Genomic DNA, 25,599 nt, shown 5'->3' on the forward strand with positions numbered 1-25,599 from the left:
ATCAGACTAGGGCGCGGCCCTTGGCATCAATGGCGTTTGCAACGGCTTCATCAGTCGCTTCGTCTGGCAACAGCATTTCATTATGTGCCTTGCCGGATGGGATCATCGGGAAGCAATTGGCGAGATTGGCAACGCGGCAATCGAAGATGACCGGCTTCTTGATCTCGATCATTTCCATGATCGCATCATCAAGCTGAGCTGGCTTTTCACAACGAATGCCATGCGCGCCATAGGCTTCTGCAAGCTTCACGAAGTCAGGCATCGCCTCGGTATAGGAATGCGACAAGCGGTTGCCATGCAACAGCTGCTGCCACTGGCGCACCATGCCCATATACTGGTTATTCAGGATGAAGATCTTGATCGGCGCTTCAAACTGGATTGCAGCCGACATTTCCTGAATGCACATCTGGATCGATGCGTCACCGGCAATATCGATAACCAGAGCATCGGGATGTGCGATCTGCACGCCCAGCGCTGCCGGCAGGCCATAACCCATGGTGCCCAGACCACCAGATGTCATCCAACGGTTCGGCTCATCAAATTCCATGAACTGAGCAGCCCACATCTGATGCTGGCCGACTTCAGTCGTGATGTAGGTATTACGGCCCTTGGTCAGTTCATTCAGACGCTCCAGCGCATATTGTGGCATGATAACGTCTTTGTTTGGCGCATAAGCCAGCGAATTGCGCCCACGCCAGCGGTTAATCTGCTCCCACCAGGCGCCAATTGCCTTTTTTTCCGGCTTCTTTTCGGAAGCACGGAACTGACGAACGATGTCTTCCAGAACATGCGCAACATCGCCGATGATCGGAACATCAACGCGAACATTCTTGTTGATCGAAGACGGATCGATATCGATGTGAATCTTGCGCGAATGGGGCGCAAAAGCATTGAGGCGGCCGGTGATACGGTCATCAAAACGTGCACCAACGCACAGCATGACATCACAATCATGCATGGTCATATTGGCTTCGTATGTGCCATGCATACCCAGCATGCCGAGCCAGTTCTTGCCCGAAGCAGGGTAAGCACCCAACCCCATCAGGGTCGAGGTGATCGGGAAGTTGCTGATCTCAACCAACTCGCGCAGCAGCTTCGTTGCCGCAGGGCCCGAATTGATAACACCGCCGCCCGAATAGATAACGGGCTTCTTGGCGGTCAGCAGCATTTCAACAGCCTGCGCGATTGCTGTCTTGTCGCCTTCAACAGTCGGGCGGTAGCTGGTGCGCGGGGCGGTTTGCGGCGGCGTATAGATGCCGGTTGCAAACTGAATATCCTTAGGAATATCAACCAGAACCGGACCTGGACGGCCAGTTGAAGCGATATGGAAAGCTTCGTGGAGAACGCGCGAGAGGTCGTTAACGTCACGAACCAGCCAGTTATGCTTGGTGCAGGGACGTGTAATGCCAACCGTATCGGCTTCCTGAAAACCATCAGAACCGATCAGCGACGTTGGAACCTGACCGGAAATGCAGACCAGCGGGATGGAATCCATCAACGCATCCTGCAACGGTGTCACCGCATTGGTCGCGCCGGGACCGGATGTGACCAGCATAACGCCAACCTTGCCGGTCGAGCGGGCGTAACCTTCAGCCGCATGGCCTGCACCCTGTTCGTGACGAACCAGAATGTGCTGAACCTTGTCCTGCTGGAAAAGTTCATCATAGATCGGCAGCACAGCGCCACCCGGATAGCCAAAAAGATGTTCCACGCCATGATCAATCATAGCCTGAATCACCATTTCCGCGCCGGTCATTTCGCGTTGCCCTGCGGAGATCGTCGCCGCCTCGCCTTTTGCTGCCGTCATCGTCGTCACTTCCCGTCTGCTTTACATATTCAATTTCGTTGGTGTTTAGATAACAAAAAAGGCCCCCGAGGGAGCCTGTCTTTCGCGCATGGGAGCTTTCGCCGGATGGTTACACCATCCTGCCCATGCGCGTTCGTACCACAAGAATAAGAGCTGTTCTGTTCATGGTCGGGAGACTAATCACCGAAAATCGCGCCGTCAACGCATAAATGAACGAAACGCGATATTTTCTTCTGCCAAAGCACCCCGTTCGATAACATTATTGCCCTGACAAGACATCGTGCCCCGAAGAATAGACTTTCCAGCTTTGATCAAGCTGATTACGAAACCATGTCGATTGCCGCTTGGCATATTGGCGGGTCGCAATAACAGAGCGCTCAATAGCTTCTTCGCGCGGCATCTCACCGGCAAAGAATGCTGAAATCTCGCGCACCCCGATTGCCTTCATGGCGGGCAATGCCCGATCAAGTTTGAGCGCCAGCAATGAACGCACTTCGTCAAGCGCGCCGTGGTCCCACATGAGTGTAAAGCGTTGAGCAATCCGCTCGCCCAGCCACTTGCGATCAGGCAGCAGCACAATTTTGGATGCACTCGCATCATCCACCAGAGCTGTACCTGTTGCCTTCTGCCAATGCAGCAGAGATTTTCCCGTCCCTTCAAACACTTCCAATGCGCGAACAATACGCTGACTGTCTGTTGGACGAAGCGTTGCCGCAATCTCAGGATCACGTTTCATAAGCATCACATGAAGGGCTTCTGCCCCCTCTTCACTCATCAGCTTACGCCAATAATCGCGTATATCGACAGGCACTTCCGGCATTTGAGAAAGCCCGCCCAGAAGTGCCCGGAAATAAAGCCCGGTACCGCCAACAAAGATCGGCGTGCGATCTTTAAAATCAGCGCGTGACAGCAAGGCCTTAACATCGCTGAACCATTTGCCAGTCGAATAAGAAACAGAAGGAGCCACGTGCCCATAGAGAAAATGCCCGGCCTCGCGTAACTCATCAGGCTGCGGACGTGCACTCAACAAATTGAGCACATCATAAACCTGCATGGAATCGGTATTCACGATGAAGCCGCCAGTCTTCTTGGCCATATGAAGAGCAAGAGCCGACTTGCCGCTGGCCGTCGGGCCAGCTATCAGGACTGCATCCTTTGCCGCTTCACTCATCGCAGGAAATGCTCCTCATGTCCCGATCCGTTTCCCTCATAGCTACACTGATCGCCAATCCAGCCAAAGCGCCACTTGTTCCATCGCTGGGGATTAAAGCCTCGGCGGCAGTGAATGCAACCGGACTTTACTGGCTGGCTGACGGTATTGCCTGCGACATACCACTTGCCTCTGGTATTACACAGAAAGAAGCAGAAACCGCGCTGCGTGCTTCTCTTGATGGCGCGCCTGTCGATGTCGTGGTGCAGGAACAGGATAGCCGACGCAAGAAAATTCTGATTGCTGATATGGATTCCACCATGATCCAGCAGGAATGCATCGATGAGCTGGCCGAAGAAGCGGGCCTGCGTGAGCATGTTGCAGCGATCACTGCCCGCGCCATGAACGGCGAGATCGAATTTGAACCAGCACTTCGCGAACGCGTTGCACTGCTTAAAGGTCTCCCGCTGTCAGTCATCGACAAGGTTATCTCGACCCGTATCTCGCTGATGCCGGGTGGCGTGGAACTGGTGCGCACCATGCGCAAGCATGGCGCTTATACAGCGCTCGTCTCAGGTGGCTTCACGTCCTTCACCCGTCGCGTTGCCGAAATGATCGGTTTCCATGAAGATCGTGCCAACACGCTCCTTCATGACGGCGCACATTTGAGCGGAACTGTTTCCGACCCAATCCTCGGACGTGAAGCAAAAGTTGAAAAACTCATAGAAATTGCTGACCGTCTTGGCCTTACGCCACAAGATGCAATCGCTGTGGGCGATGGTGCCAATGATCTTGGCATGATCCAGCTGGCAGGCACAGGCGTTGCCCTCCACGCAAAGCCTGCTGTTGCAGCTCAAGCAAAAGTACGGATCGATCATGGCGACCTGACCGCCCTTCTCTACATTCAGGGCTATCGTAAATCGGATTTCGTTGAATGATCATTCTGGAAACGCCTCGCCTCGTTATTCGCAACTGGGAAGATCGTGACCGTGAACTTCTTCACGTGATCAACTCCGATGATGAGGTGATGCGTTTCTTTCCGTTCCGTCGCACTCGTACGGAATCGGATGCCCTGTTTGAACTTCTTCAAACCATGATTGCAGAAACCGGCTTGGGCTTTTACGCTCTCGAAGAAAAGCAGAGCGGACAATGCGTCGGCTTTGCAGGATTAGCCCTAACCGATCTGGAACCACATTTCCCAAATGGCACCGTAGAAATTGGCTGGCGTCTCGCGCGGCCATTCTGGGGTAACGGCTATGTCACCGAAGCAGGAAAAGCGCTTCTTGGCTATGCCTTCGACAGGCTGGAACTTCCTGAAGTCGTGTCCTTCGCAGTCTTCAACAACGACCGCTCGACATCTGTGATGCAACGCATCGGCATGGTTCGTGACGAGGCAAGCGACTTCGATCATCCGCGTGTGCCAGACGAGACGCCACATCTCAAGCGCCATGTCGTTTATCGGATCGCCAAATCTGCGAAGAACTGAATCACATTCACAACCAATTTCCGTAAGCGATTCAGAACACAAACAAAAAAGGCGCTGCAATATTCTGCAACGCCTTTGGTTTTTAACGCAACAACAGATTAATCGATGCGGATTGTCACGAAACGCAGTTCGCCCGAACGCGAAGCAAGCATCAGGAGCGCATTTTTGCGACCCTCACGGCGCAAGGCATCAATGCGCTTCTTAACGTCTGCCGGCGTCTTCACTGTGACCTGTCCGATATCGACGATCACATCACCTGTTTCAACGCGCTTCTCACCAGCAGCGGAACCTGGCGCGACGTAAAGCACGGCTACGCCTTCCACATCTTCAGCAATGCCGAACTCGCCGCGCACATCGTCGCTGATCTCCGCAAGCTTCATGCCCATCACAGTCGTGCCTGCCTGATCTTGCTGCTCTTTTTTCTGAGCATCAGGCTTTGATGTGTCCGGAACTTCTGCGCCGTCTTCGCCTTCTTGCATATCTGGCGGAGGCGCCTGATCTTCAGTGGCCGCGTCTGTGCTTTTGTCATCTTCAACCAGACGACCGAGCTTTACCTTGACAGTTTGCTCTGCACCATCGCGAACGACGACGATTTCGACTTCATCACCGACAGCACTTTCAGCCACAAGACGTGGCAAATCCCGCGCTCGGTCGACTGGCTTACCGTCATAGCGGATCACAACGTCACCCGCCTTTATCGCCTTATTGTCGACGTCTGAACCTTCGATCAAACCAGCAATCAACGCGCCTTTCGCGTCTTTCAGACCAAGGCTCTGTGCAATATCATCGGTAACCGGCTGAAGGCGCACGCCAAGCCAACCGCGGCGCACTTCACCAAATTCCTTGAGCTGGTCAATAACACCGACTGCCATTTCGGCAGGAATTGCAAAGCCAATACCAATCGACCCACCCGACGGCGAATAGATCGCTGTATTAATGCCGATCACCTTGCCGTCCATATCAAACAACGGACCACCGGAATTGCCACGATTGATTGCTGCGTCAGTCTGGATGAAGTCGTCATAGGGGCCCGACTGAATATCGCGCTTGCGAGCCGAAATAATACCGGCCGTCACCGTACCACCAAGGCCGAACGGGTTACCGATCGCCAGAACCCAGTCACCAATGCGCGCCTTTTCGGAATTGCCGAACTGCACAGCGGTGAGCTTGTGCTTGGCCGGATCGACTTTCAGCACAGCAAGATCAGTCTTGGTATCTTTGCCGACAAGTTCCGCTTTTAGCTTCGAGCCATCAACAAAATTCACCTCGATTTCATCAGCATCGGCAATGACGTGGTTGTTGGTGACGATGTAGCCTTTTTCGGCATCGATCACAAAGCCGGAGCCAAGCGACTGAACTTTGCGCGAATCGTTGCTCTTGTTGCCGTCCTTGTCATTGAAGAAATCGTTGAAAAATTCCTGAAAAGGAGACCCTTCCGGCACCTGCGGCATTGGTACGCCGCCATCGCCTTCGCCATCTTCCTTAACTGTCTGTGATGTCGAAATATTTACGACCGCATCCAGAAGCCCTTCAGCAAGATCCGCGACCGAGCCCGGCCCCTGCCGCAATGGCGGCGTCTGCTGTGCCCCCGCCTGCTGTGCTATCGCAGGCGGCATGCCAATCGCCACCGTCCCTGTAAAACCCATGGCTCCAAGAGCTACGGTTGCTAGAAGGGTGCGAGCAAATCCCGCCTTGGGTGCAATTGCCATGAAGCTCTGCTCCGTTTCTGTCTGCGGTGATAAATCGAAAAGATTAGATCGCTGCAAAATACGGCCTGTTTACGGCCTCGCATAGAGCGGTGAGCAGAAATATAATGAATGAAGCGGCTTATCCCCTGACAAGCCAGACGATAAAGACACCAATTGCCAGCGCTGAAAGCCCTGCAATCCGCAGCATGCTTTCCGGTGCTTCGGAAGCATCACGCGCAAGCTTCCTGGCAAAAAAAGGAAAGCCGCCGTAGAGCAGCCCTTCAAAGACGAAGAGAAGTCCTACGGCGGCCAGAAAATCGCTCATTTGCGATAATCTCTCTTACTGCGACGGTGTTGCGAGTTTTCCGCCAGCATCACGGAAGAACTTGAAGAACTCCGAATCTGGCGAAAGTACCAGCGTTGTGTCCGGCGTCTGCAAAGCTTCGCGATACGCTGCCATCGAACGATAGAAGGCAAAGAAGCCTGGATCTTTCGTAGCAGACTGAGCAAAGATTTCACTGCGCTGTGCTTCGCCTTCACCGCGAAGGATTTCCGATTCCTTGTGCGCTTCAGACAATGTTTCAACAACCTGACGATCTGCAATAGCGCGGATACGCTGTGCTGCTTCACGACCACGGGCGCGCAGGCGTTCTGCTTCTGCAAGACGCTCCGCCTTCATGCGGTCATAGGTTTGCTGTGAAACTTCAGCCGTGAGATCCGTACGGCGAATACGAACATCTTCAATGGTCAGACCAAGTGAAGTCGCATCGGCACGCATCTGATTGGCCACTTCCCGCATCATGTCGCCACGTTCTTCGGAAAGTGCTGCTTCAAAGCCGCGCTGACCGTAAACGCCACGCAATGCTGCATCGAGACGTGTACGCAGGCGCTGCTCGGCGAGCAGCGTGCTACCCGAAACCGTTTCGCGGAACTTGCGCGCATCGGTGATGCGATAGACGAGGAAAGCATCCACGTCATAGAACTTACCGCCTGAGACCTGAACACGAATATCGTCGAGGTCAAAGCGCAGCAGGCGATCATCGATCAGCTGCACGGTGTCTGCATCAAGGAAGCCGAAAGGCAGCTTGAAATAGATGCCCGGCTCGGTCTTTACAGCAACGATCTGACCGAAGCGCAGAACGATTGCCTGCTGACGTTCATTGACGATGAACGTTGCGGAATAGATCAAGAAAACGATGACGGCGATGATACCGCCAATAATCGGAAGCCTGTTCTGAGCCATTACTGGGTCCCTCCGCTGGTCGTGGTTGCGTTCGCACCGGCGCGCGGCTGCTGACGCAGAAGTTCATTCAGAGGCAGATAAGGCACGACATCTTTTCCGGGTTCCACGATAACTTTCTTCGTGCTCTTCAGTACCTGCTCCATCGTTTCCAGGAAGAGACGGTTACGGGTAACTTCCGGTGCTTTCAGGTACTCGCCAAGAACCGAGCTGAAGCGCTGTGCTTCACCCTCTGCTTCCTGAACAACGCGGGTTTTGTAAGCAGACGCTTCTTCACGAAGCTGGGCCGCCTCACCGCGTGCCTGACCAAGCCGCTGGTTGGAGTACTGATTGGATTCTTCAACAAAACGATCTTCGTCCTGTTCAGCGCGCTGCACTTCATCAAAGGCATCGGCCACTTCACGTGGCGGCGCTGCATCCTCGATAGAGACCGCATTCACCTGAATACCGGCATTATACCGGTCAAGCGTAGCCTGAACGATTTCGCGAACGCTCTGAGCAATCGCTGCACGATTGTCACGGAAAACATCCTGAGCAGGCCTGCGTCCGACGATCTCACGGATCGCACTCTCGGAAACCTGCTGAACCATCGAGTCCGGGCTATCAACGTTAAACAGATAAGCGCGTGGATCAGATACACGGTAAAGAACCGAGAACTGAACATTGACGATATTCTGGTCGCCCGTCAGCATCAAGCCCTGAGTGGCGTTACGCGAGCCCTGTCCACCAATATTGATCTGCTTTTCGGCGATCTGTGCCTTTTCATAGGTTTCGATCGGCCACCAATGGAAATGCAAGCCCGGCTCTGAAACTTCAGCCTTTGGCTTACCAAAGCGCAGTTCAACTGCGAGTTCGTCCGGCTGTACGGTATAGACTGACTGGAAAAGCCAGAAACCCAGCACCGCCGCGCCGATGAGCAAAAACACGCCGCGATTGCTGCCGCCCTTGCCGCCACCGCCACCTGGGAAAACTTTTTTCAGACGATCCTGGCCCTTGCGAAGAATATCTTCGAGATCAGGTGGCGTGTTCTGTCCACCACCGCGCGGTCCTTTCGGTCCCTGCCCCCATGGGCCGCCATTGCCGCCGTTATTATTGTTATTGTTATTATTATCGCCGCCGCCACCCCATGGGCCACCGCCGCCGTTCTGATTACTCCAGGGCATCCTCACCTCTCGTCCGGGAGACGGGAAAGCAAGCGCCAACTCCCGTCATCAACTAATGTTACCGTTTTATAGGCATCGCGAGGGCCGCTTTCAACGTAAGGCGGCAAATTTCCTGCGTTATAATTTACGCAACACGCCGTTCATACCGAATATAGCGTGTCGGATGGCTGTCTTTTTCACCTGCGGGCACATTCTCGGTCGAAATGGCGTGCCAAACTTCCGAATCGATTTCAGGAAAATATGTATCCCCATCAATCGTGGCCAGTACGCGAGTGAGATGCACAACATCCGCCAATGGTAGTCCCTGAGCATAGATGTTGCCACCACCAATAATGCAGACTTCATCGACACCTATCTCAGCCGCAAGCTTGCGTCCGAAATCTATTGCATCTTCAAGCGAACCAACGACCTGCGCACCTTCCGCCTTAAATGCGGGATCGCGTGTCACAACGATGTTGGGTCGTCCTGGCAGCGGGCGACCAATGGATTCCCACGTTCGGCGCCCCATGATCACAGGCTTGCCCAATGTCAGGGCTTTGAACCGCTTGAGATCGGTCGACAGCTTCCATGGCATGTCGTTGTCACGGCCAATGACACCATTTTCCGCAGCAGCAACGATAATCGATACAATCGGCTTCCGAATTGTCATGTTTTACACCGCAATCGGAGCTTTGATCGTTGGATCGGCTTCATAACCCACAAGTTCAAAATCCTCGAAACGGAAGTCAAACAGGTCCTTCACATTCGGATTGATGCGCATTTTTGGCAATTGTTTCGGTGTACGGGTCAATTGCAGGCGCGCCTGCTCGAAATGGTTGGAATAGATATGCGCATCACCAAGCGTATGCACGAAGTCGCCGGGCTCAAGCCCCACAACCTGAGCAATCATCATGGTCAGCAGCGCATAAGATGCAATGTTGAACGGAACACCCAGAAAAATATCCGCTGAACGCTGATAAAGCTGACAGGACAGTTTGCCGTCCGACACATAAAACTGAAACAGACAATGGCATGGCGGCAAGGCCATTTCATCGACCAGCGCCGGATTCCATGCCGACACAATCAAACGTCGCGAATTAGGATTTTCACGCAGCGTCTTCAACAGGGCAGCGATCTGGTCGATGTGACGACCGTCCGGTGCAGGCCATGAACGCCACTGATAACCATAGACCGGGCCGAGATCGCCATTCTCGTCCGCCCATTCATCCCAGATAGAAACGCCGTTTTCCTTAAGATAGGCGATATTGGTATCACCTTTAAGGAACCACAGCAGCTCATGGATGATTGAGCGCAGATGCAGCTTTTTCGTCGTCAGAACCGGAAAGCCTTCAGCCAGATTGAACCGCATCTGATAGCCGAACACCGAACGCGTTCCCGTTCCGGTACGGTCACCACGGTCAGAACCGTTGTCGAGCACATGCTGGAGAAGGTCGAGATAGGTACGCATAGGGATTACTTTCTAAAGCATGTCGCGCTCAAATGGATCCATTTAGCGTTCGCGAACATGCGACAATTAAAAGAATCCAGAGCGAGCGCCATGGGTGCGATTAAGCGCGACACGCTCCAGGAGCGATTCGCACAGATTCACTTTGACCCCACTATAAAGAAAAACCTCGGCGCGACGAGGCACCGAGGTTTCAAACTCCACAGGGGAGTAAAAAGATTAAAGGTCGCCGAGCTTACCGAGCTGCTTTGCAACCAGATAATAGAAGGTGACGCGGTGCTTGTTGCGATCACCCTTCATGACTTCCGCCACGTGATTGACCACTTCTTCCGCCTTCGCAGCATCAGCGACACCGAGCTTTTTCGTAACCCAGCTGTCGCGAACACGCTTCATTTCTTCCGGGTCTGTCGCCGAAACGAGAGAGGAATCGCGATTGCGCAGCGCAATGCCGAGATGCTTTACGATCTTCCCGACAACGGCTTCATCAGCGCCAGCATCATAACGACGGACATCCGCGAGATATTCACTCATATATCCACTCTCCTTCGATTGGGCCTTTGCCCCGTTTAAACCTCCGTCAGAGCCGGAGAATTTCGATCCCTATCATGCGTATACCGATAGTGTTGAGAGGATTGACCAGCCAACGCTGGCTGTCAATTAAAAATGAACGCAAAAGATGAAGGCACCCGACGGCCAACAACCTGTAAAATCACAACTACCCTCTTCCAATCACGCAGAAGGACGCCTATATACGGCGTGTCAGCGCAAGCTGACTATGGTGATAAATGGACGATGTAATAAACCTATTGGACCCGGGGGCGGTACCCGGCGCCTCCACCAGAACACAAGATGCATCAAGAGCAAGTTGTGCTGTGGCGGGGGCGAAATAGGATCGACAAGGGTGTAAAGATCGCTCTTTTGCTCGGCATGATACCACCGTTATCGGGTCAATTGAGTAGTTGCAAATGACAACAAAGCTCAGGGTTACGCTCTCGCTGCCTAATGGCGGTGCGGGAAACCCACACTAAAGCCCTTAGGGTTAGCACCTTAAGGCGGGGTTCGGAGGCACCTGGCAACAGAAGCCTCCACTTTCCCTCTTCACTTATATTGCTAGTCTTCAGGCCAAAAAACTTGTCCGATCATCAGGAAGATGTCGACACGCTGTAATGCCTGGCTTTCGCGCGCGCAGTTAGCGGAAAAGCAGTTTCCCACCTTTCCGCAAAATACTTTTAAAACATCAGACGATAGCTGGTTCGGTTTCGGCGACTTTCGTTTCCATTACCTCAATTTGCGCCGTCTGCGTGCGTGACGAAAGAGCAACCATTGCGATGACGAATGCAAGTACGGCGCAGGCAGCGATGCCACAGACCATAGGCAACGGCGATCCGTCGAAGACAGCGCTCGTCACGGCAATAGCCAAACCGCCAATGACAAATTGCAATGTTCCCATCAACGCGGACGCAGTTCCGGCAATCTCGCCATAATCTTCAAGCGCAAGCACTGCCGTTGTCGGAATGACGAGGCCCAAAAAGCCGTAACCAACGAACAGGAACGCTGCCATCACATAGAGCGACTGGTAGCCCAGCAGAATGACTGCGAGCAGCGCGACCATGGACACGGCAAAACCGGTTACTGCCATCTTGACGACGCGGCGTAGCCCAAAGCGTGCACCGAGCACGCCATTGAGCTGCGATGCGGCAAAGAACGATACCGCATTAACGGAGAACGCGAGTGCATATTGGGTCGGCGTCAGACCGTAATGATCGATTAGCACGAACGATGAATTCGCCAGATAGACGAAGAATGCCGAGATACCAAAACCGCCGATGCTTACAAGACCAAGGAAGTAGCGGTCCTTGAGCAGGCGCGCATACCCGCTAAGCGCACTGCTGATATTGCTATCAAGTCGCGCTTCCGCGCCACGTGTCTCTTTGAGCAGCGATCCAATAAGCACAATTCCAATAAGCGCCGCAATAAATACGGCCCAGAACACGCTGCGCCAGCCAAAGAAGCTGATCAGCACCGAGCCGGTAAGTGGCGCCAGAATTGGTGAGATGGAGAAAACCAGCATCAGCAGGGACATGAGGCGCGCAGCATCCACACCCGTATGCAAATCACGTACAATCGCACGTGGAATGACGGAGCCGGACGCAGCACCAATGCCCTGTACGAAGCGGAACAGCACCAGAATATCGATGTCCGATGCAAAGGCTGATCCGATACTACCGACGGAAAACAGAACCAGACCGCCATAAAGCGGCAGCTTCCGGCCAATCATGTCGGAAAGAGGCCCAAGGAAAAGCTGCGCCAGCGCCAGTGCCAGAAAGAACGCGAGCAGACTCATCTGCACCGCGCTCGTCTCCGCGTGGAGATCTGAAGCGATTGTCGGTAGTGCAGGCAGGTACATATCTATAGCAAACGGACCAATAGCGGACAAAAGGCCGAGAATAATCGCATTGCGCACGAGACCAGAAGTCATGGGGGGGAGCGCTTTCATCAATGTTTCGTGAGTCGCCTGTTGCGATTTTGGACCCATTCAGGCCCGCGGCACGCTTGGGAGGATTCGAAAGCCTTGGTCCAAATATCGCAACAGAAGTTCTATCCACATGTTACTGCTACATATTTTTAATTGTTGCTGCGGTTCATCTGGCCTCAAACCAGCTATCGCAGCCTTTAAAAACAGTATAGCAATCGCCACAATGGACGGATTGTCAAAACCGATTTGACAGAAGTGTAAAATTAGACACTATTGTCCAAACCGTCAAGTCGTCTTATGTTGAGGATATGAAACCTACTGACATGCTCGATATAGCCGTTCTATCGGATAGACCCGCCGCCCTTTCCAAAGGGGTGGGTTCTACGGTCATCAAACCAGGGCAATGCATGAAGCGCGACTTCATTCTTTGCTCTGCAGCCCGCGTTTTTTATCGCGATGGCTTTCAGGGTGCGAGCATCGATCTGATTGCCAGTGAGGCCGGCGTATCGCGCCAGACGATCTATAATCACTATCGTGATAAAGAAGCGCTGCTTGCAGCGGTTGTGGACGACGCATTCGACAGGATGATGTCGAGCCTTTTTGCTGTGCTCGCCACCTTCCCGCAATCGGGCGAGAATCTTGAAGACGATCTTGTCGCGTTCTCCATCAGGATGAGCCGCAATTGCGTCTATGATCCCTCGACCGCATTTCTACGCAAAGTATTTCAATCCGACGAGGACGCCCTTCCGCTGGGCGCCAAGCTTTGCAGCACCAAAGGCCCCGCGCAAGGTGTGCCAGCAATTGCAGCCCATCTGGCGCGACTTGCACTTGCTGGCGATTTGGTGATTGAAGACCCGGACCTTGCTGCCCGTCATTATCTGGCACTTATCAATGCCGATATCCATTACCATCTCCTGACAGGTCAAAGCATCGACGATTCCATCATTGAGCAAAGTTCAATCAATGGTGTCCGGACATTTCTGATGGCATTCGGCAAGCGTGCATAAGCTGCGCATTTCGGTTTTTGGCACAGTCCCATTTGAGTTTTGATTGCTCAGGCGATCTGATTCACACAGTTGCATCCCGTGTATGTAAGCGTGGGACAAATGTCCAATTCAATCCAATGGCAGTCCCTCCATCGTGGGAGTTGTGTTTTTTCACGATATAATTTTCAATTCACTTGAGAACAAACTTGACATCAACCCGCGAATCCGTGGGATAAGCAAAATATGGTACAGGACCTGATCCGTTATGATATTCTAGCTCAGGAAGCCCTCCGCGGCGTCATTCGCAAGGTTCTTGCGGAAGTGGCGACGACTGGCTTGCCTGGAAATCACCACTTCTTCATCACGTTCCTCACAGGAGCGCCTGGTGTACGCATTTCATCGCGTCTCAAAGAAAAATATCCTGAGCAGATGACAGTCGTGTTACAGCACCAGTTCTGGGACATGCTGGTTACAGACCAGCTGTTTGAGATCGGCCTATCCTTTGGCGATGTCCCTGAAAAGCTGACGATCCCCTTCTCTGCTGTTCGTGGCTTCTATGACCCGTCAGTGAATTTCGAACTGGAATTCGACGTGTCCGTTGTCCAGCCAACCAGCGACAATGATGAAGGCAGCAATATTTCTTCGATTGAGCTCATTTCTTCTGAGGAAGCTCCGGTGAAGTCACCGAAGTCGAAATCCAGGTCGCGCAAGACTGCGGCTGAAAAAGAAGACGCTGCCAAGGAAAAGGAAGCCGCTGACGGCGAAGAGACGGAACCTAAGCCGTCGGCTGATGTTGTTTCGCTTGATTCTTTCCGCAAAAAATAAGTCTTATCTTTTCACAAAGATACTGAATGCGCCGGTAGAAGAAATCTTCTTCCGGCGTTTTGCTGTTTGGGACTTCATATAATCAATTGATCAGTGCCGCAAAGATCACAGTTTATCGCTGGCAATTGCTTGATAATTGACTTTAATCAAAGCGCGTAGACTATTAGTCTGTAAAAACTGGATCGACGGCAACTCATCTGGATTGGCTTTATCATGCTGCGTTTAATTGCTCAGATTGTCTTATGGTTTAGCGGCATTGTCGCAGGCTTCTTTGTCACCAAGGACGCCCCTAATTTTCCGTTGTGGCAGATGACTTTCGGACTGCTCCTGCTCGTGATACTTTCGCTACTTATTTGGTGGCTTACCAATCCGAAAACGCCAGGCAAATAAAGGCATCGCCGCCTTTTCAGCTCCGGTGACACAACACTACGGCAGGCATTCATGAGCGAGATCATCAATCTGCGTCAGTTCAAGAAGAACAAGACGCGTGCCTCCAGGGAAAAGCAGGCCGAACAGAATCGAGTTCTGTTTGGCAGAACAAGAGCTGAAAAAGATTTCACCCGAGAAGAAGCTCGCAAGGCTGAAAACTTTCTTGCAAACAACAAGCTCGACTCGCACGATAAACCGGATAACAACACGTGAACCAGTCAGCCCGCTTGCGAAAGCGCTCTGTCAGCATACGCGGCCACGCCACAAGCTATACGCTTGAAGAGCCATTCTTCGAAGTTCTTGAAGAAATCGCGCAGAAACAGCAGGTTTCTATGGCTGCTCTGATCGCCGAGATCGACGGGCAGCGAGATCGCACAATCAACCTCTCTTCCGCCCTGCGCCTCTATGTACTCGACTGGCTAAAATCGAGACTGCAGCTTCAAAGCTGAGGGCTTGGTGTTGTTTCTGGCGTCTGCTCCAGATCTTTCAGAAACTCATTCAATGACTGACCGCCCTGACCATTCAATTGAACTGGCGGATTGCCACCCACAGCAGGAGGCTGCGCCTCCAATGCGTTTCTGGCAGCCTGCTCGCGCGCTTCAGCCTCAGCTTCGGCCTTGCGGCGCGCTTCTTCTTCCAGTCTCTGGCGTTCGCGCTCCTGCGCATCCGACGAAAGCAAATCGAGCTGACGACGCAGGCGCTGCTTTTCCATGATGCTGGCCTGCATGGCCTCGACGCGCTCCTGTTCACGCTCAAGCGCTCGCTGTGTCAGAAACTGAACCAGTGGCTGTCGATCAAACTGAACCGATGGCTCATCATAGGTCCCGCCAATTGAATATCGCAGATTGGCCGCGCTGCCCGACTGCGTATCTTCAGCTTGTTTGAAAGAGAAACTGCCTTCTCCGCCCAAACTTAGCGTTGAAAGGTCAAGCTGAACATCACCAGCCAATGCTGTATCACCAGAACTCAGGCTGATGGGCGCCAGTCGGGCAATTCCCCCGGCAACAGTGAAATCAAACCGTGTGTTACCTGCAGCAAAGCGCCCCTGACCGACAGCCTTGTCCGCAATTGTAGCAAACTGCTTTGCATCGACCTGGGAAGCGCCCGCTGGCTGATCACCCATCGCGTCAGCCGCAGCCAGCATTGGCGAGAAAGCATTCTGATCAAGGCCATTGATCGTAAAATTCTCGACATCGGCGCTGCCTGAGCCAGCGAGCGAGGAAACAAGATCAGCAACGTTCGTACCGCTGCCATTTAAAGACAAGGCAGCTTTCACCGTGCCTGAGAACGGGCTGTTGCCATCCGGCAAACGGTAGAAATCCTGAAGAGCAGCGCCGCTCCATTTCAGATCCGATGTCAAAAGCGCGGTCTTGTCATTGTTGCGCAGCGATACGTTGCCAACCAGATAGCCACCAGCCCAGTTACCGGTTAGCTCGCCAAGCGTCAGTTCATCCATGCCCTTCTGGAGGCGCGTTGAAAAATCGCTCATAGCCCCAAACCCATCTATATGAGCCTGTGCCGCGGTAAGTTTCATATCAATGAGCAATGGCATGGACGGTCGCACAGCAAATGGTGTCTTTGGCCATATCGTTGCTTTTGATGCCTTTACAGGCTCAATCGCGTCTTGCCCCAACATGATTGCTGCAAGACTGCCCAATTCGATCGAAGCAAGCTTTGCTTCACCCTTGAGCTGCGGGAGACCACTGTCCGAAAAATTTGCCTCTATCCGCGCTGAAATGTCATCGCCGCCGAGCTTTCCTGAAAAATTCGGAAAACGAAGAAGACCCTTGGCAAACTGGAAGTCGCTGGAAAGATCGGCGGACAGTCCCTCACCAAATCCTGGCAGACTGTAACCCGCTGTTGCGATAAACGGTTGCAAATCGGCAGATTTCACCTGCGCCTTACCACTTGCGGCGATATCACCGCCAACCAGCGAAAGAATGCCGTCCGCAGCAGCCGTTCCATCGGGGGCAGTGAGCTTGAGTTGCGTGCGCATACCGGCGCTCGGTGCGCCCTGCATGGTCAGGTCAGCAGTCAACTCGCCAGCAAGCCCCAAAGGTAATGAAGGCAGACCCAGAAGAGCGAGAACGGTTTCGCCGTTTTGCGATGTCGCAGTGCCGTTCAACTGCATTTGCATCGGATCATTCTCGGCACTTCCACCACTCGTGGTACCTGAGAGATCGAGCTTCATTCCGCCCGCTTTGCCGGTCAGGCTGAAGGAAGCTTCACCGCCCTTAGCGGCGGGCTTTGTACTTGCTTCTTTGGTGCGTGCAGTCTTGTCTTTACCGGCACTATTGCCTGCAGCAGGCACTGACGTTGTATCGCCATTTGGAGCTGCAACAGCGTTAGCGATGATATTGATTTCTGTGTCGTCGAACAGGCCCGGATAGTTATCCGCACGCGCTGAAAGCGACCGAAAGAATGGGACTTGAGGATGGCGATGTGCGACCAGCGTCAGAAAATGCGATAGATCAGCCGACAAAAGAGTGGCATCCAGCGTACCCGATGGGGCTGACGCGAAGGGTTCATAAGAACCGGTTGCCGTCAAAGTCGTCCCGGCAACATCATTGATCATCAGGCGGTCAAAATCAAAACGCCCGCCATGCACCCGCACCGCCAAATCGACACTTCCCGCGTCCATATCTTCGTACTGAACGGGTCCGGCCTTGAAACCAATATCCAGCGCCTGCCCCTGAAGAGAAGCCATGCCGTGGCCACTGGAGAAAAAGCCGGTAAAAGCTCGCAACGCGTTGCTATCGACTGCGCCACCATTAAGCCTCAGCGTAATCGCCGGCTCAGCAGAACCCGCAACCTGTCGCAGGAAGCTGCCTTTAAGCGATGTCTGGCCCAATCCGACTTCAAGTCCGTCAATGCTCTGCATGCCATCACGCAGATCGACTTTGCCGGAAAAGCCGACACTATCGAGCTTGCGGATCGATTCATCGACGGTTTCATTAAGCCATGAGGCAAGTCCTGACGGCTGGCGCGAGGCCACGAGCATATCGCCTGCAAAGCCAAAATCCTTGCCGACAGAAAGCCGGCCCTTTGCTTCGACCTTCGTGCGGCCCGGCAGATCAGCAGCAAACTGGCGGATATTCCAGCCATTACCGTCTGGCCCTGCACTGATCGTCACCGAGCGAATTGTGGTGCCACCGGCAATCACCGCAGGCAAACGCAGCTCCACATTGCCGGGCATTCCGGGGATCGGTAATTGTTCAAGCATACGGCGCACAAGTGCTACACGATCACCGAGGGGCACAGGTGCAACAGCCTGCTGGTCTTGCGTGGTTTCAACCGGACCCCAGAAAATCTGTTGGCCATCGGCGCTAATATCAAAAAGCGGCGTATCACCGTAATCAATGAATGCCTTTCCGTTCACCACATAAGGGTTATCGGCAGGCCCCTGTTCCATACGGAATTCGCTGGCATCAAACCGGCTTCTGTCCGCGTCGAACTTACCGGTCAGGCGCAAATCGCTAAAGAACGGCTTCTCAGTTGGTGCTTTCTGATTTTTGACATTCAGTGCAACCGCATCCGCTGAACGAAGCGAGAAGTTGCCAGCATATTTGATACGGCCATCCGTAAGCGTGATGTCGCCATCTGTTTCAAAGGATGCAGGAATTGCCTCTGGAGAAATGCGTGCCCGCAATCGCAGCGAACCATCGGGCTTTGTCTCACCACTGTTGAGATCAAGCGCGAGCTTCTGTCCTTCGACATCCAGTGTGCCATTGGCCTGCCAGGGCCCGGACAGGCTGTTTGCAGACATCACAGCATTGATGGATGTTGCCGTATGAATACGTCCACTGGCTTCGTCATGGAGGGTCGCTGTGCCATCCAGAATTGAGAGCCGCTCGACCTTGATATGCGATGGATCAATCGGAGTGGAAGGACGAATTGCCCAATCGACCTTGCCGTCTTTATCAAGAGAAATAATGGCCTGCGGGCGCTCAACACGCATATCGAAAATCAAGAGCTGTCCGCGCAGAAACGGCATCAGTTCGGCGTCCATCGAGAACGTATCGACCGTCATCACCGGGTCAGCGACATCAGCGCCCACACGGACATCGGAAAACGCTACCGATGGAAACGGCAACAGCCGCGCACTCACGTCACCCGTCACATGTACCGGACGGCCGAGCACCCGGCTCGCTTCACGTTCGAAATCGGCACGGTAGCCGCTCCAGTCAACAAAGGGCGGCACAACAAGCGCTGCTGTCAAAAGCAACACCAAAAGCCCTCCGACGATGACGAATATGCGGCCCAAGAAAAAACTCCGGTATTGTGCGAATTTCAGACTTACACGAAAACAAACGGTGAATCACGCTCACGTTACAGCGCAACATAAAGCATGAGCCCGGAAAGTGTGAAATGCTTTTCGGGCCAGATCATGTTTCTGCAAAAACTACATCAGCCCGGCGATAACAAGGCGACGTGCCTCTCACTGCGGTGAATCAAGAAACCGATTGAATCAACGTCTGAAAAACATCAGCCAAGCCGCTGGTTTGAATCATGAAATAAGGATTTTCCCGGGATTCATAATATTGTCCGGATCAAGCGCTTTCTTGATCATGCGCATGTAATCGGTCGCTTCGCCAAGCTCCATGGCAAGGTATTTCATCTTGCCTTGTCCAATGCCGTGTTCGCCCGTGCAGGTGCCTTCCATGACAAGAGCACGTTTGACGAGGCGATCCATAAACTCTTCCGCCCGCACCATTTCTGACGCGTCATCCGTATCGAGCAGAAGCAGGAGATGGAAGTTGCCGTCGCCGACATGGCCAACGACTGGCGCGATCAATCCACTTTCAGCCAAGTCTTTTTCAGTCTCTGCGATGCAATCAGCAAGGCGGGAAATCGGCACGCAAACATCTGTAGAAACGCCCTTTGCACCCGGACGCAGAAGGAAGGACGCCAGATAGGCATCATGGCGCGCACGCCAGAGCCTATCGCGCTCTTCCGGGTCATTGGTCCAGCGGAATTCACCACCGCCGTTTTCCGCAGCGATTTCTCCAAAAATTTCGGCCTGCTCGGCAACGCCGGTTTCTGTCCCGTGAAACTCTACGAAAAGATAAGGCTGCGCTTCATAAGGCAGTTTGGAATGCAGGATCAGTGCTTCCATCTGAAGCTTATTGACCAGCTCAATACGAGCAACAGGAATTCCCATTTGAATGGTTTCAATAACCGCGCGACAGGCAGATGCGACATCAGGAAACGGGCAAATGCCGCCAGACACTGCCTGCGGAATACCCTGCAACTTCAATGTAAGTTCGGTGATGATGCCGAGCGTGCCTTCTGAGCCGATCAGAAGTCTTGTGAGATCGTAGCCCGCAGCAGTCTTTTTTACGCGCTTGGATGTTTCGATCAGCCGACCATCGGACATGACTGCTTTAAGCGCCAGCACGTTTTCACGCATAGTGCCATAACGAACCGCATTTGTGCCGGAAGCGCGCGTCGATGCCATGCCACCAAGCGTTGCATTCGCACCCGGATCAATCGGGAAGAAAAGCCCCGTATCGCGCAGATATTCGTTAAGCTCACGCCGCGTGATACCGGGTTCGATGACACAATCAAGGTCTTCCGCATGAACAGCCAGAACCCGGTTCATCCCAGTCAAATCGATCGATACACCACCCGCAGGTGCATTCACCTGCCCCTCAAGCGAGGAACCGGCACCAAATGCAATTACCGGCACCTTATGCTCTGCGCAGATGCGAACCACATCCTGCACATCTTGTGTAGTCTGCGCGAAAATGACGATGTCAGGTGCTTGTGTCGGCACATAAGTCGTCGTGTGGCCATGCTGCTCACGGATTGCCTGCCCGGTCTGAGCGCGTTCGGCAAAACGCTGTTTCAGGATAGCAACGGCGGCGGCAATGCCCTCCTCATTACGCTGAAGGGCAACCACATTCTGAAGCGACATCGTTCATTCTCCGTATTCGGTAGTTAGGCAGAAGCCAAAGCCAGCGCGACGGGGTCCTGCCCCAGTTGCTCGGCAATGGCGCGCACAACAAGGTTGTGATCCTCGCGCTGCGGCAGACCAGAAACGATTGCCGTTCCGATAACGCCCGCTCCTGCCACATGGATTGGGAAGCCACCACCTGCCAATGCATAATCAGCTACATCCAGCGCCTTGTGCGCAGCAAACATCTTGTCGTCGCGGTTCTGTTCCAGAACAAGGCGATAGCTCGAAGCATGAAAGCGACGCACAACGTTGAACTTGCGGCGAAGCCATTCCGTGTTATCGACCGTGGTTCCGGCTGTCGCAGCAAAAAACAAACGACGATCCCAAAGCGAAATATCAATGGCAACAGCGAGCTTCTGCTTCACAGCCAGATCGCGTATCCGCTGACCCAAAGAGAATGCGTCATTTTCATTGAAAGACGTAAAAATCAGCGCCTGTTCCTGCCGGATGATCTGCTTGATATCGTCGTTCTGCGCCATGATCCAGTTTCTCTCCAAAACTCAATATCAGTTCTTTTGCGCCCTCATTCAGTTGATTGCAACAGCAGAACAGTGCCATCAAACTTGATTGATGGCACACAAGCGGTTAGTGGAACTTTATGGCTCAGAACCCAAATATTGATGTACCCGCAAAAGGCGACCGCATACCGGAGTTTGTGGAAACCGCCGTCTTTAAACGCGATGTGTTTTCCGAAACCCGCGCAGGTTATTTTGCAGGCGATCCCGACACGCGCATCATCCGCCGCGTGGTCAGCGCTGCCCCCTGGTGGTCGAAGCCACTTGCATGGATTCTGGCGCGACGCGAAATTCGCGGCCTAAAGACTGTGCGCGGTATCGAAGGCGTTCCACAACTTCTTTATACTGACCGCGACGGCCTCTATCGATCATGGACCGAAGGTACACCGCTGCATCTTGGCCGCCCATCCGATCCGAAATGGTATCGTACTGCGCACCGTATTCTACGTGATATGCGACGTCTTGGTGTAACGCACAATGATCTTGCGAAACCGCAAAACTGGCTGATGACCCCCGAGGGCGAAGCAGCCGTCATCGATTTCCAGCTCGCAAGTGTGCATCGTCGTCGCGGTGCATTCTACCGCCTGCTCGCTTATGAAGATTTTCGCCATCTCATCAAACAGAAGCGCGCCTTTGCCGCCGATCTGATGACGCCTACTGAAAAGCGCATTCTTGCACGTCGCTCGCTGCCATCGCGTATCTGGCTGGCAACCGGCAAGAAAGTTTATAACTTCATCACCCGCGGCATTTTCAATTGGTCCGATGGTGAAGGTACGGGGGACCGCATCGATAATGAAGGCCCCGCCATCATGGCTGCGCTCAAATCCGATCCGCGCGTGACAGATGTCGCACTTGCGCTTTACTCGCTCCCTGCGAAAGGCGTCGGTATTTACGCTTTTGTTGAAACGCTGGATGCGGATGAAAAGAGCCTGCGTGCACGCCTCAAAGGCACCAGGCTTGAGCTCATCCAGCCGGTTGCACACTTGCCGCGTCGCGCGGATGGTACGGTCCGTGATGATATTCTGCGTCTGATCGCTATGAACCAGATGACAGAACTTGATGACCTGCTTAGCCGTGAGCCAGAAATGCGCGGTCTGGTGGAAGCTCTGGCTTCGCACCGCCTCAATTTCACTGACCGACGCGTCACGCAGCTCGAATAGTTTAACGCTTTTGCTGGTTTTTCATCAGCGAATCACTACATTCGGTAGCAATGTCCGATTTCCCAGATGATATGCCGTTCTTCGGCGATGAAGCACCGGCTGACCGCGCGCCAGCCGCCGGAAGTATAGCTGCGCGTGCCATGGCGGCACGCAACCAGCAACGCGGAGAGCCTGATTATTTACAGGGTCTGAACCCTGAGCAGCGCCAGGCCGTTCTGACCACCGAAGGTCCGGTTCTGGTTCTTGCGGGTGCAGGCACCGGGAAGACGCGCGTGCTCACCACCCGTATCGCGCATATTCTGACGACAGGCCTCGCCTATCCAAGCCAGATACTTGCCGTGACCTTCACCAACAAGGCCGCGCGCGAAATGAAAGAGCGTATCGGCCATCTGGTCGGCGGTGCTGTTGAAGGCATGCCATGGCTCGGCACATTCCACTCCATCGGTGTGAAGCTTTTGCGCCGCCATGCGGAACTGGTAAATCTCACTTCCGATTTCACCATTCTCGATACCGATGACGTGATCCGGTTGATCAAGCAGCTTATTCAGGCCGAAGGTCTGGACGATAAACGCTGGCCAGCCCGTACTTTCGCCAACATGATCGATGGCTGGAAGAACAAAGGCTTTGGTCCTGCCGATATTCCGGAAGGCGACGCGCGTTCGTTTGGTAATGGCAAGGGTCGCGAGCTGTATCATGCCTATCAGGAACGTTTGCGCACGCTGAACGCCTGTGATTTTGGCGATTTGCTGCTGCATCCAATCCGCATCTTCCGCGCGCATCCTGATATCCTGCGCGAATATCATGCAAAATTCCGCTACATTCTGGTGGACGAGTATCAGGATACCAACACCGCCCAATATATGTGGCTGCGTCTGCTTGCTCAGCGTCCGAAATCAAGGACTACGGCACCAGCACCCGCAGGAATTTCTCAGCGCGGAGCCGGTGAACATAACGAACTCGGCGCGGGCGACAACAAAGTCAATCTTTGCTGCGTGGGTGACGATGATCAGTCGATTTATGGCTGGCGTGGTGCGGAAGTAGACAACATCCTTCGCTTTGATAAGGATTTTCCGGGCGCTGTGGTCATTAAGCTTGAGCGCAACTACCGCTCGACCGCACATATTCTGGGTACAGCCGCCCACCTGATCGCACACAATGAAGGTCGCCTCGGTAAAACGCTTTTCACCGAAGCCCCGAACCCCGATGACCCGCGCGTAAAAATCCATGCCGCATGGGATTCTGAGGAAGAAGCCCGTGCGGTTGGCGAAGCTATCGAACAGGCGCAGCGTCAGGGCCATTTGCTCAACCACATGGCGATCCTCGTGCGCGCATCATTCCAAATGCGCGAGTTTGAAGATCGCTTTGTCACACTTGGTCTCAATTATCGGGTTATCGGCGGTCCGCGTTTCTATGAACGCCTCGAAATCCGCGATGCAATGGCTTATTTGCGCGTTGTGGCCCAACCTGCCGACGATCTGGCACTTGAACGCATCATCAACACACCAAAACGCGGTCTCGGTGAAGCCGCCATCCGGCAAGTGCATGACTATGCCCGCGCACGCGATATTTCGATGTTCGCCGCCGCTTGTGATCTGGTTGAAACCGAAGAACTGAAGCCCAAGCCGCGCTCAGCTCTGCGCGAAGTGGTCGATAATTTCCGCCGCTGGCAATCGCTCATCGACAATACGCCGCATACGGAACTGGCAGAAAACATTCTGGATGAGTCCGGCTACACAGCCATGTGGCAGAACGACAAATCGGCAGAAGCACCGGGACGTCTCGAAAACCTTAAGGAACTCATCCGTTCCATGGAGGAATATGAGAGCCTGCGCGGTTTCCTTGAGCATGTTGCGCTCGTCATGGATGCTGAGAAGAACGAAGATATGGATGCCGTCAACATCATGACGCTCCACTCCGCCAAGGGTCTCGAATTTGAAACCGTCTTCCTGCCCGGTTGGGAAGAAGGGTTGTTTCCGCACCAGCGCGCGCTGGATGAAGGCGGGCGTTCAGGCTTGGAAGAAGAGCGCCGCCTCGCCTATGTCGGCGTAACGCGTGCCAAAAGGAACCTGCATATCTGGTTCGTTTCCAACCGTCGTATCCATGGCATGTGGCAATCGACCATTCCTTCCCGTTTTCTGGAAGAGCTTCCAGAGCCGCATGTGGAAGTGGCCGAAATGGAAGGCAATTACGGTGGCTACGGCAATAGTGGTTATGGACAATCGCGCTTTGACAAGGCCGACCCCTTCCAGAACTCATATGCGACCCCCGGCTGGCAGCGCGCGCAACAGAATCGCACGGAAGCGACGCGTAATAACTGGGGCTCGCGTTCTGGCAGCAAAGTCGAACGCATCGGCTATGGCGAAACTGATTCTGGTTTTGGCGCGGGTCGCGGTTCTGTCAAAGGCCGCACAATTGATGGTGAACTGGTTGCGAAATCGGTCGCCGACAAGCCGTCAGACTATTTTGTCGGTGATCGCGTGTTCCACATCAAGTTTGGCAATGGAACAATCGCAACAATCGATGGCAACAAGCTGACCATCGATTTCGACAAAGCTGGCCAGAAGCGTGTTCTCGACAGCTTTGTACAGCGCGTTTAAGTTTTTATAAAATTGGGAGGGCCGGAGATTACTCCGGCTTTCCTTTTTCCCACGTCACATCACCCTTGAATAGCGGAACAGTTGAAAGCGATGTCTTCGCCGAACCGTCCTGCACCTGTGTAGCGTGTGCGAGATAGAGCAGAGTGTTGTTCTTCTGATCATAAATGCGGGTGATAACGAGCTTCTTCCAGATCAGGCTCGTGCGCTCAGAAAAGACGCGTTCTCCGCCCTTCCCTAGCTTGATATCTCCAATGCTGATGGGGCCCGTCTGTTCGCAGGAAATCGACGCATTGGACGGATCTTCAAACCAGTTGCCTTTCTGCAAACGGTCAATCATTCCGCGAGAGAACGACGCAAGATGACAGGTCACGCCTTTCACCTTCGGGTCAGGCACTGCATCGATCACAATGTCATTGCCGAGCCAGTCGACACCGACCTGGCCAACCTCCTCGGCCGAGACAGCGGCTGAGGCGCCGAGCAGCAACATGGGTGCAACCAGCAATCCGGCAAACTTACTTATTTTCGACATTTGATATCTCCAGCGATCTCCATACGACAAGTGGAGCAGCAAATCAGGCATTGCAAGATGGTCGTGCTTAAAGCGTATCGCGTTTGATCATAATATTGCTACATGCTTTAATTCGTTGTTGTTCAGGCATGTCTTTATCCTAAAA

At 53.6% G+C, this 25,599-nt stretch carries 22 protein-coding genes and 1 other RNA gene; 9 read left to right on the forward strand and 14 right to left on the reverse strand.

The features are described from left to right. Window position 1: 1 nt before the first annotated feature. Together CEV32_RS13365 and miaA are read right to left on the reverse strand one after the other, a co-directional pair. Window positions 2-1,807 carry an acetolactate synthase 3 large subunit gene (locus CEV32_RS13365; RefSeq protein WP_208620850.1) on the reverse strand — a complete coding sequence of 602 codons (1,806 nt, stop codon included), beginning with the start codon at window positions 1,805-1,807 and terminating at the stop codon, window positions 2-4. A gap of 259 nt (window positions 1,808-2,066) precedes the next feature. Continuing rightward, a complete protein-coding gene (miaA, locus tag CEV32_RS13375) occupies window positions 2,067-2,978 on the reverse strand; it encodes a tRNA (adenosine(37)-N6)-dimethylallyltransferase MiaA (RefSeq protein ID WP_094577611.1) in 912 nt (303 codons plus the stop codon). 17 nt (window positions 2,979-2,995) lie between these two features. Here miaA and serB point away from each other — a divergent pair, with 17 nt between their 5' ends. Both serB and CEV32_RS13385 read left to right on the forward strand, forming a co-directional pair. Then, on the forward strand, window positions 2,996-3,895 hold the full coding sequence (gene serB, locus CEV32_RS13380; RefSeq protein WP_094577612.1) for a phosphoserine phosphatase SerB: 900 nt from the start codon (window positions 2,996-2,998) through the stop codon (window positions 3,893-3,895). Continuing rightward, window positions 3,892-4,443 carry a GNAT family N-acetyltransferase gene (locus tag CEV32_RS13385; protein ID WP_094577613.1) on the forward strand — a complete coding sequence of 184 codons (552 nt, stop codon included), beginning with the start codon at window positions 3,892-3,894 and terminating at the stop codon, window positions 4,441-4,443. The genes serB and CEV32_RS13385 overlap by 4 nt, the downstream gene beginning before the upstream one ends. Window positions 4,444-4,541: 98 nt before the next feature. On the opposite strand, the gene CEV32_RS13390 is transcribed toward CEV32_RS13385, so the two are convergent. From CEV32_RS13390 to CEV32_RS13420, 7 genes are all read right to left on the reverse strand, one after another. Continuing rightward, window positions 4,542-6,152, reverse strand: a complete 1,611-nt coding sequence (locus CEV32_RS13390; protein WP_094577614.1) for a DegQ family serine endoprotease — start codon at window positions 6,150-6,152, stop codon at window positions 4,542-4,544. A 118-nt stretch (window positions 6,153-6,270) separates the two neighbouring features. Next, complete coding sequence (locus CEV32_RS13395) at window positions 6,271-6,456, reverse strand: DUF2065 domain-containing protein (protein WP_094577615.1); 186 nt, start codon at window positions 6,454-6,456, stop codon at window positions 6,271-6,273. A 15-nt stretch (window positions 6,457-6,471) separates the two neighbouring features. Beyond that, the gene (hflC, locus tag CEV32_RS13400; protein ID WP_094577616.1) at window positions 6,472-7,374 is read right to left on the reverse strand and encodes a protease modulator HflC; all 903 of its coding nucleotides are present in this window, start codon (window positions 7,372-7,374) and stop codon (window positions 6,472-6,474) included. Next, the gene (gene hflK / locus CEV32_RS13405) at window positions 7,374-8,534 is read right to left on the reverse strand and encodes an FtsH protease activity modulator HflK (RefSeq protein ID WP_094577617.1); all 1,161 of its coding nucleotides are present in this window, start codon (window positions 8,532-8,534) and stop codon (window positions 7,374-7,376) included. Before hflK ends, hflC begins: the two co-directional genes overlap by 1 nt. 124 nt (window positions 8,535-8,658) lie before the next feature. Further along, window positions 8,659-9,177: a dihydrofolate reductase gene (locus tag CEV32_RS13410; protein ID WP_208620855.1), complete on the reverse strand. Its 519-nt coding sequence runs from the start codon at window positions 9,175-9,177 to the stop codon at window positions 8,659-8,661. Between the two features lie 9 nt (window positions 9,178-9,186). Further along, window positions 9,187-9,981, reverse strand: a complete 795-nt coding sequence (locus CEV32_RS13415) for a thymidylate synthase (protein ID WP_094577619.1) — start codon at window positions 9,979-9,981, stop codon at window positions 9,187-9,189. 216 nt (window positions 9,982-10,197) lie between these two features. Next, window positions 10,198-10,509: a DUF2853 family protein gene (locus CEV32_RS13420; protein WP_094577620.1), complete on the reverse strand. Its 312-nt coding sequence runs from the start codon at window positions 10,507-10,509 to the stop codon at window positions 10,198-10,200. A gap of 188 nt (window positions 10,510-10,697) precedes the next feature. On the opposite strand from CEV32_RS13420, the gene ssrA reads away from it, so the two are divergent. Continuing rightward, window positions 10,698-11,068: a transfer-messenger RNA gene (gene ssrA / locus CEV32_RS13425) on the forward strand. A 147-nt stretch (window positions 11,069-11,215) separates the two neighbouring features. Here ssrA and CEV32_RS13430 read toward each other — a convergent pair. Next, a complete protein-coding gene (locus CEV32_RS13430; protein ID WP_094577621.1) occupies window positions 11,216-12,457 on the reverse strand; it encodes a multidrug effflux MFS transporter in 1,242 nt (413 codons plus the stop codon). A gap of 305 nt (window positions 12,458-12,762) precedes the next feature. Here CEV32_RS13430 and CEV32_RS13435 point away from each other — a divergent pair, with 305 nt between their 5' ends. The 4 genes from CEV32_RS13435 to CEV32_RS13450 all read left to right on the forward strand — a co-directional run bounded on the left by CEV32_RS13435 (window position 12,763) and on the right by CEV32_RS13450 (window position 15,143). Continuing rightward, window positions 12,763-13,461 carry a TetR/AcrR family transcriptional regulator gene (locus CEV32_RS13435; protein ID WP_094577622.1) on the forward strand — a complete coding sequence of 233 codons (699 nt, stop codon included), beginning with the start codon at window positions 12,763-12,765 and terminating at the stop codon, window positions 13,459-13,461. Between the two features lie 222 nt (window positions 13,462-13,683). Beyond that, window positions 13,684-14,265: an SspB family protein gene (locus tag CEV32_RS13440; protein WP_094577623.1), complete on the forward strand. Its 582-nt coding sequence runs from the start codon at window positions 13,684-13,686 to the stop codon at window positions 14,263-14,265. Window positions 14,266-14,706: 441 nt separating this feature from the next. After that, on the forward strand, window positions 14,707-14,907 hold the full coding sequence (locus CEV32_RS13445; protein ID WP_094577624.1) for a DUF4169 family protein: 201 nt from the start codon (window positions 14,707-14,709) through the stop codon (window positions 14,905-14,907). Continuing rightward, complete coding sequence (locus CEV32_RS13450) at window positions 14,904-15,143, forward strand: ribbon-helix-helix domain-containing protein (RefSeq protein WP_094577625.1); 240 nt, start codon at window positions 14,904-14,906, stop codon at window positions 15,141-15,143. The genes CEV32_RS13445 and CEV32_RS13450 overlap by 4 nt, the downstream gene beginning before the upstream one ends. Here CEV32_RS13450 and CEV32_RS13455 read toward each other — a convergent pair. From CEV32_RS13455 to CEV32_RS13465, 3 genes are all read right to left on the reverse strand, one after another. Continuing rightward, on the reverse strand, window positions 15,134-18,958 hold the full coding sequence (locus tag CEV32_RS13455) for an AsmA family protein (RefSeq protein WP_094577626.1): 3,825 nt from the start codon (window positions 18,956-18,958) through the stop codon (window positions 15,134-15,136). The genes CEV32_RS13450 and CEV32_RS13455 overlap by 10 nt on opposite strands. Before the next feature lie 243 nt (window positions 18,959-19,201). Next, the gene (locus CEV32_RS13460) at window positions 19,202-20,611 is read right to left on the reverse strand and encodes an FAD-binding oxidoreductase (RefSeq protein WP_094577627.1); all 1,410 of its coding nucleotides are present in this window, start codon (window positions 20,609-20,611) and stop codon (window positions 19,202-19,204) included. A 23-nt stretch (window positions 20,612-20,634) separates the two neighbouring features. After that, the gene (locus CEV32_RS13465; RefSeq protein WP_094577628.1) at window positions 20,635-21,132 is read right to left on the reverse strand and encodes a heme-degrading domain-containing protein; all 498 of its coding nucleotides are present in this window, start codon (window positions 21,130-21,132) and stop codon (window positions 20,635-20,637) included. Window positions 21,133-21,251: 119 nt separating this feature from the next. Between CEV32_RS13465 and CEV32_RS13470 the strand changes: the two genes are divergently transcribed. Together CEV32_RS13470 and CEV32_RS13475 are read left to right on the forward strand one after the other, a co-directional pair. Next, window positions 21,252-22,328, forward strand: a complete 1,077-nt coding sequence (locus CEV32_RS13470; protein WP_094577629.1) for a serine/threonine protein kinase — start codon at window positions 21,252-21,254, stop codon at window positions 22,326-22,328. Window positions 22,329-22,378: 50 nt separating this feature from the next. Then, complete coding sequence (locus tag CEV32_RS13475) at window positions 22,379-24,925, forward strand: ATP-dependent helicase (protein WP_094577630.1); 2,547 nt, start codon at window positions 22,379-22,381, stop codon at window positions 24,923-24,925. 28 nt (window positions 24,926-24,953) lie between these two features. Here CEV32_RS13475 and CEV32_RS13480 read toward each other — a convergent pair whose 3' ends face one another. Continuing rightward, entirely contained in the window at window positions 24,954-25,454 is a 501-nt protein-coding gene (locus CEV32_RS13480) for a CreA family protein (RefSeq protein ID WP_094577631.1), read from the reverse strand. Window positions 25,455-25,599: the final 145 nt, after the last annotated feature.

The organism is Brucella rhizosphaerae (assembly GCF_002252475.1).
GTDB lineage: Bacteria > Pseudomonadota > Alphaproteobacteria > Rhizobiales > Rhizobiaceae > Brucella > Brucella rhizosphaerae.

What these genes read in the sequence shown, in the direction of transcription:
- CEV32_RS13430 (WP_094577621.1), bottom strand. Translation starts at nt 12,457, where the DNA reads ATGACTTCTGGTCTCGTGCGCAATGCGATTATTCTCGGCCTTTTGTCC.
- CEV32_RS13395 (WP_094577615.1), bottom strand. Translation starts at nt 6,456, where the DNA reads ATGAGCGATTTTCTGGCCGCCGTAGGACTTCTCTTCGTCTTTGAAGGG.
- CEV32_RS13365 (WP_208620850.1), bottom strand. Translation starts at nt 1,807, where the DNA reads ATGACGGCAGCAAAAGGCGAGGCGGCGACGATCTCCGCAGGGCAACGC.
- CEV32_RS13390 (WP_094577614.1), bottom strand. Translation starts at nt 6,152, where the DNA reads ATGGCAATTGCACCCAAGGCGGGATTTGCTCGCACCCTTCTAGCAACC.
- CEV32_RS13470 (WP_094577629.1), top strand. Translation starts at nt 21,252, where the DNA reads ATGGCTCAGAACCCAAATATTGATGTACCCGCAAAAGGCGACCGCATA.
- CEV32_RS13420 (WP_094577620.1), bottom strand. Translation starts at nt 10,509, where the DNA reads ATGAGTGAATATCTCGCGGATGTCCGTCGTTATGATGCTGGCGCTGAT.
- hflC (WP_094577616.1), bottom strand. Translation starts at nt 7,374, where the DNA reads ATGGCTCAGAACAGGCTTCCGATTATTGGCGGTATCATCGCCGTCATC.
- CEV32_RS13460 (WP_094577627.1), bottom strand. Translation starts at nt 20,611, where the DNA reads ATGTCGCTTCAGAATGTGGTTGCCCTTCAGCGTAATGAGGAGGGCATT.
- CEV32_RS13445 (WP_094577624.1), top strand. Translation starts at nt 14,707, where the DNA reads ATGAGCGAGATCATCAATCTGCGTCAGTTCAAGAAGAACAAGACGCGT.
- CEV32_RS13440 (WP_094577623.1), top strand. Translation starts at nt 13,684, where the DNA reads ATGGTACAGGACCTGATCCGTTATGATATTCTAGCTCAGGAAGCCCTC.
- miaA (WP_094577611.1), bottom strand. Translation starts at nt 2,978, where the DNA reads ATGAGTGAAGCGGCAAAGGATGCAGTCCTGATAGCTGGCCCGACGGCC.
- CEV32_RS13385 (WP_094577613.1), top strand. Translation starts at nt 3,892, where the DNA reads ATGATCATTCTGGAAACGCCTCGCCTCGTTATTCGCAACTGGGAAGAT.
- hflK (WP_094577617.1), bottom strand. Translation starts at nt 8,534, where the DNA reads ATGCCCTGGAGTAATCAGAACGGCGGCGGTGGCCCATGGGGTGGCGGC.
- CEV32_RS13475 (WP_094577630.1), top strand. Translation starts at nt 22,379, where the DNA reads ATGTCCGATTTCCCAGATGATATGCCGTTCTTCGGCGATGAAGCACCG.
- CEV32_RS13465 (WP_094577628.1), bottom strand. Translation starts at nt 21,132, where the DNA reads ATGGCGCAGAACGACGATATCAAGCAGATCATCCGGCAGGAACAGGCG.
- serB (WP_094577612.1), top strand. Translation starts at nt 2,996, where the DNA reads ATGTCCCGATCCGTTTCCCTCATAGCTACACTGATCGCCAATCCAGCC.
- CEV32_RS13415 (WP_094577619.1), bottom strand. Translation starts at nt 9,981, where the DNA reads ATGCGTACCTATCTCGACCTTCTCCAGCATGTGCTCGACAACGGTTCT.
- CEV32_RS13435 (WP_094577622.1), top strand. Translation starts at nt 12,763, where the DNA reads ATGAAACCTACTGACATGCTCGATATAGCCGTTCTATCGGATAGACCC.
- CEV32_RS13480 (WP_094577631.1), bottom strand. Translation starts at nt 25,454, where the DNA reads ATGTCGAAAATAAGTAAGTTTGCCGGATTGCTGGTTGCACCCATGTTG.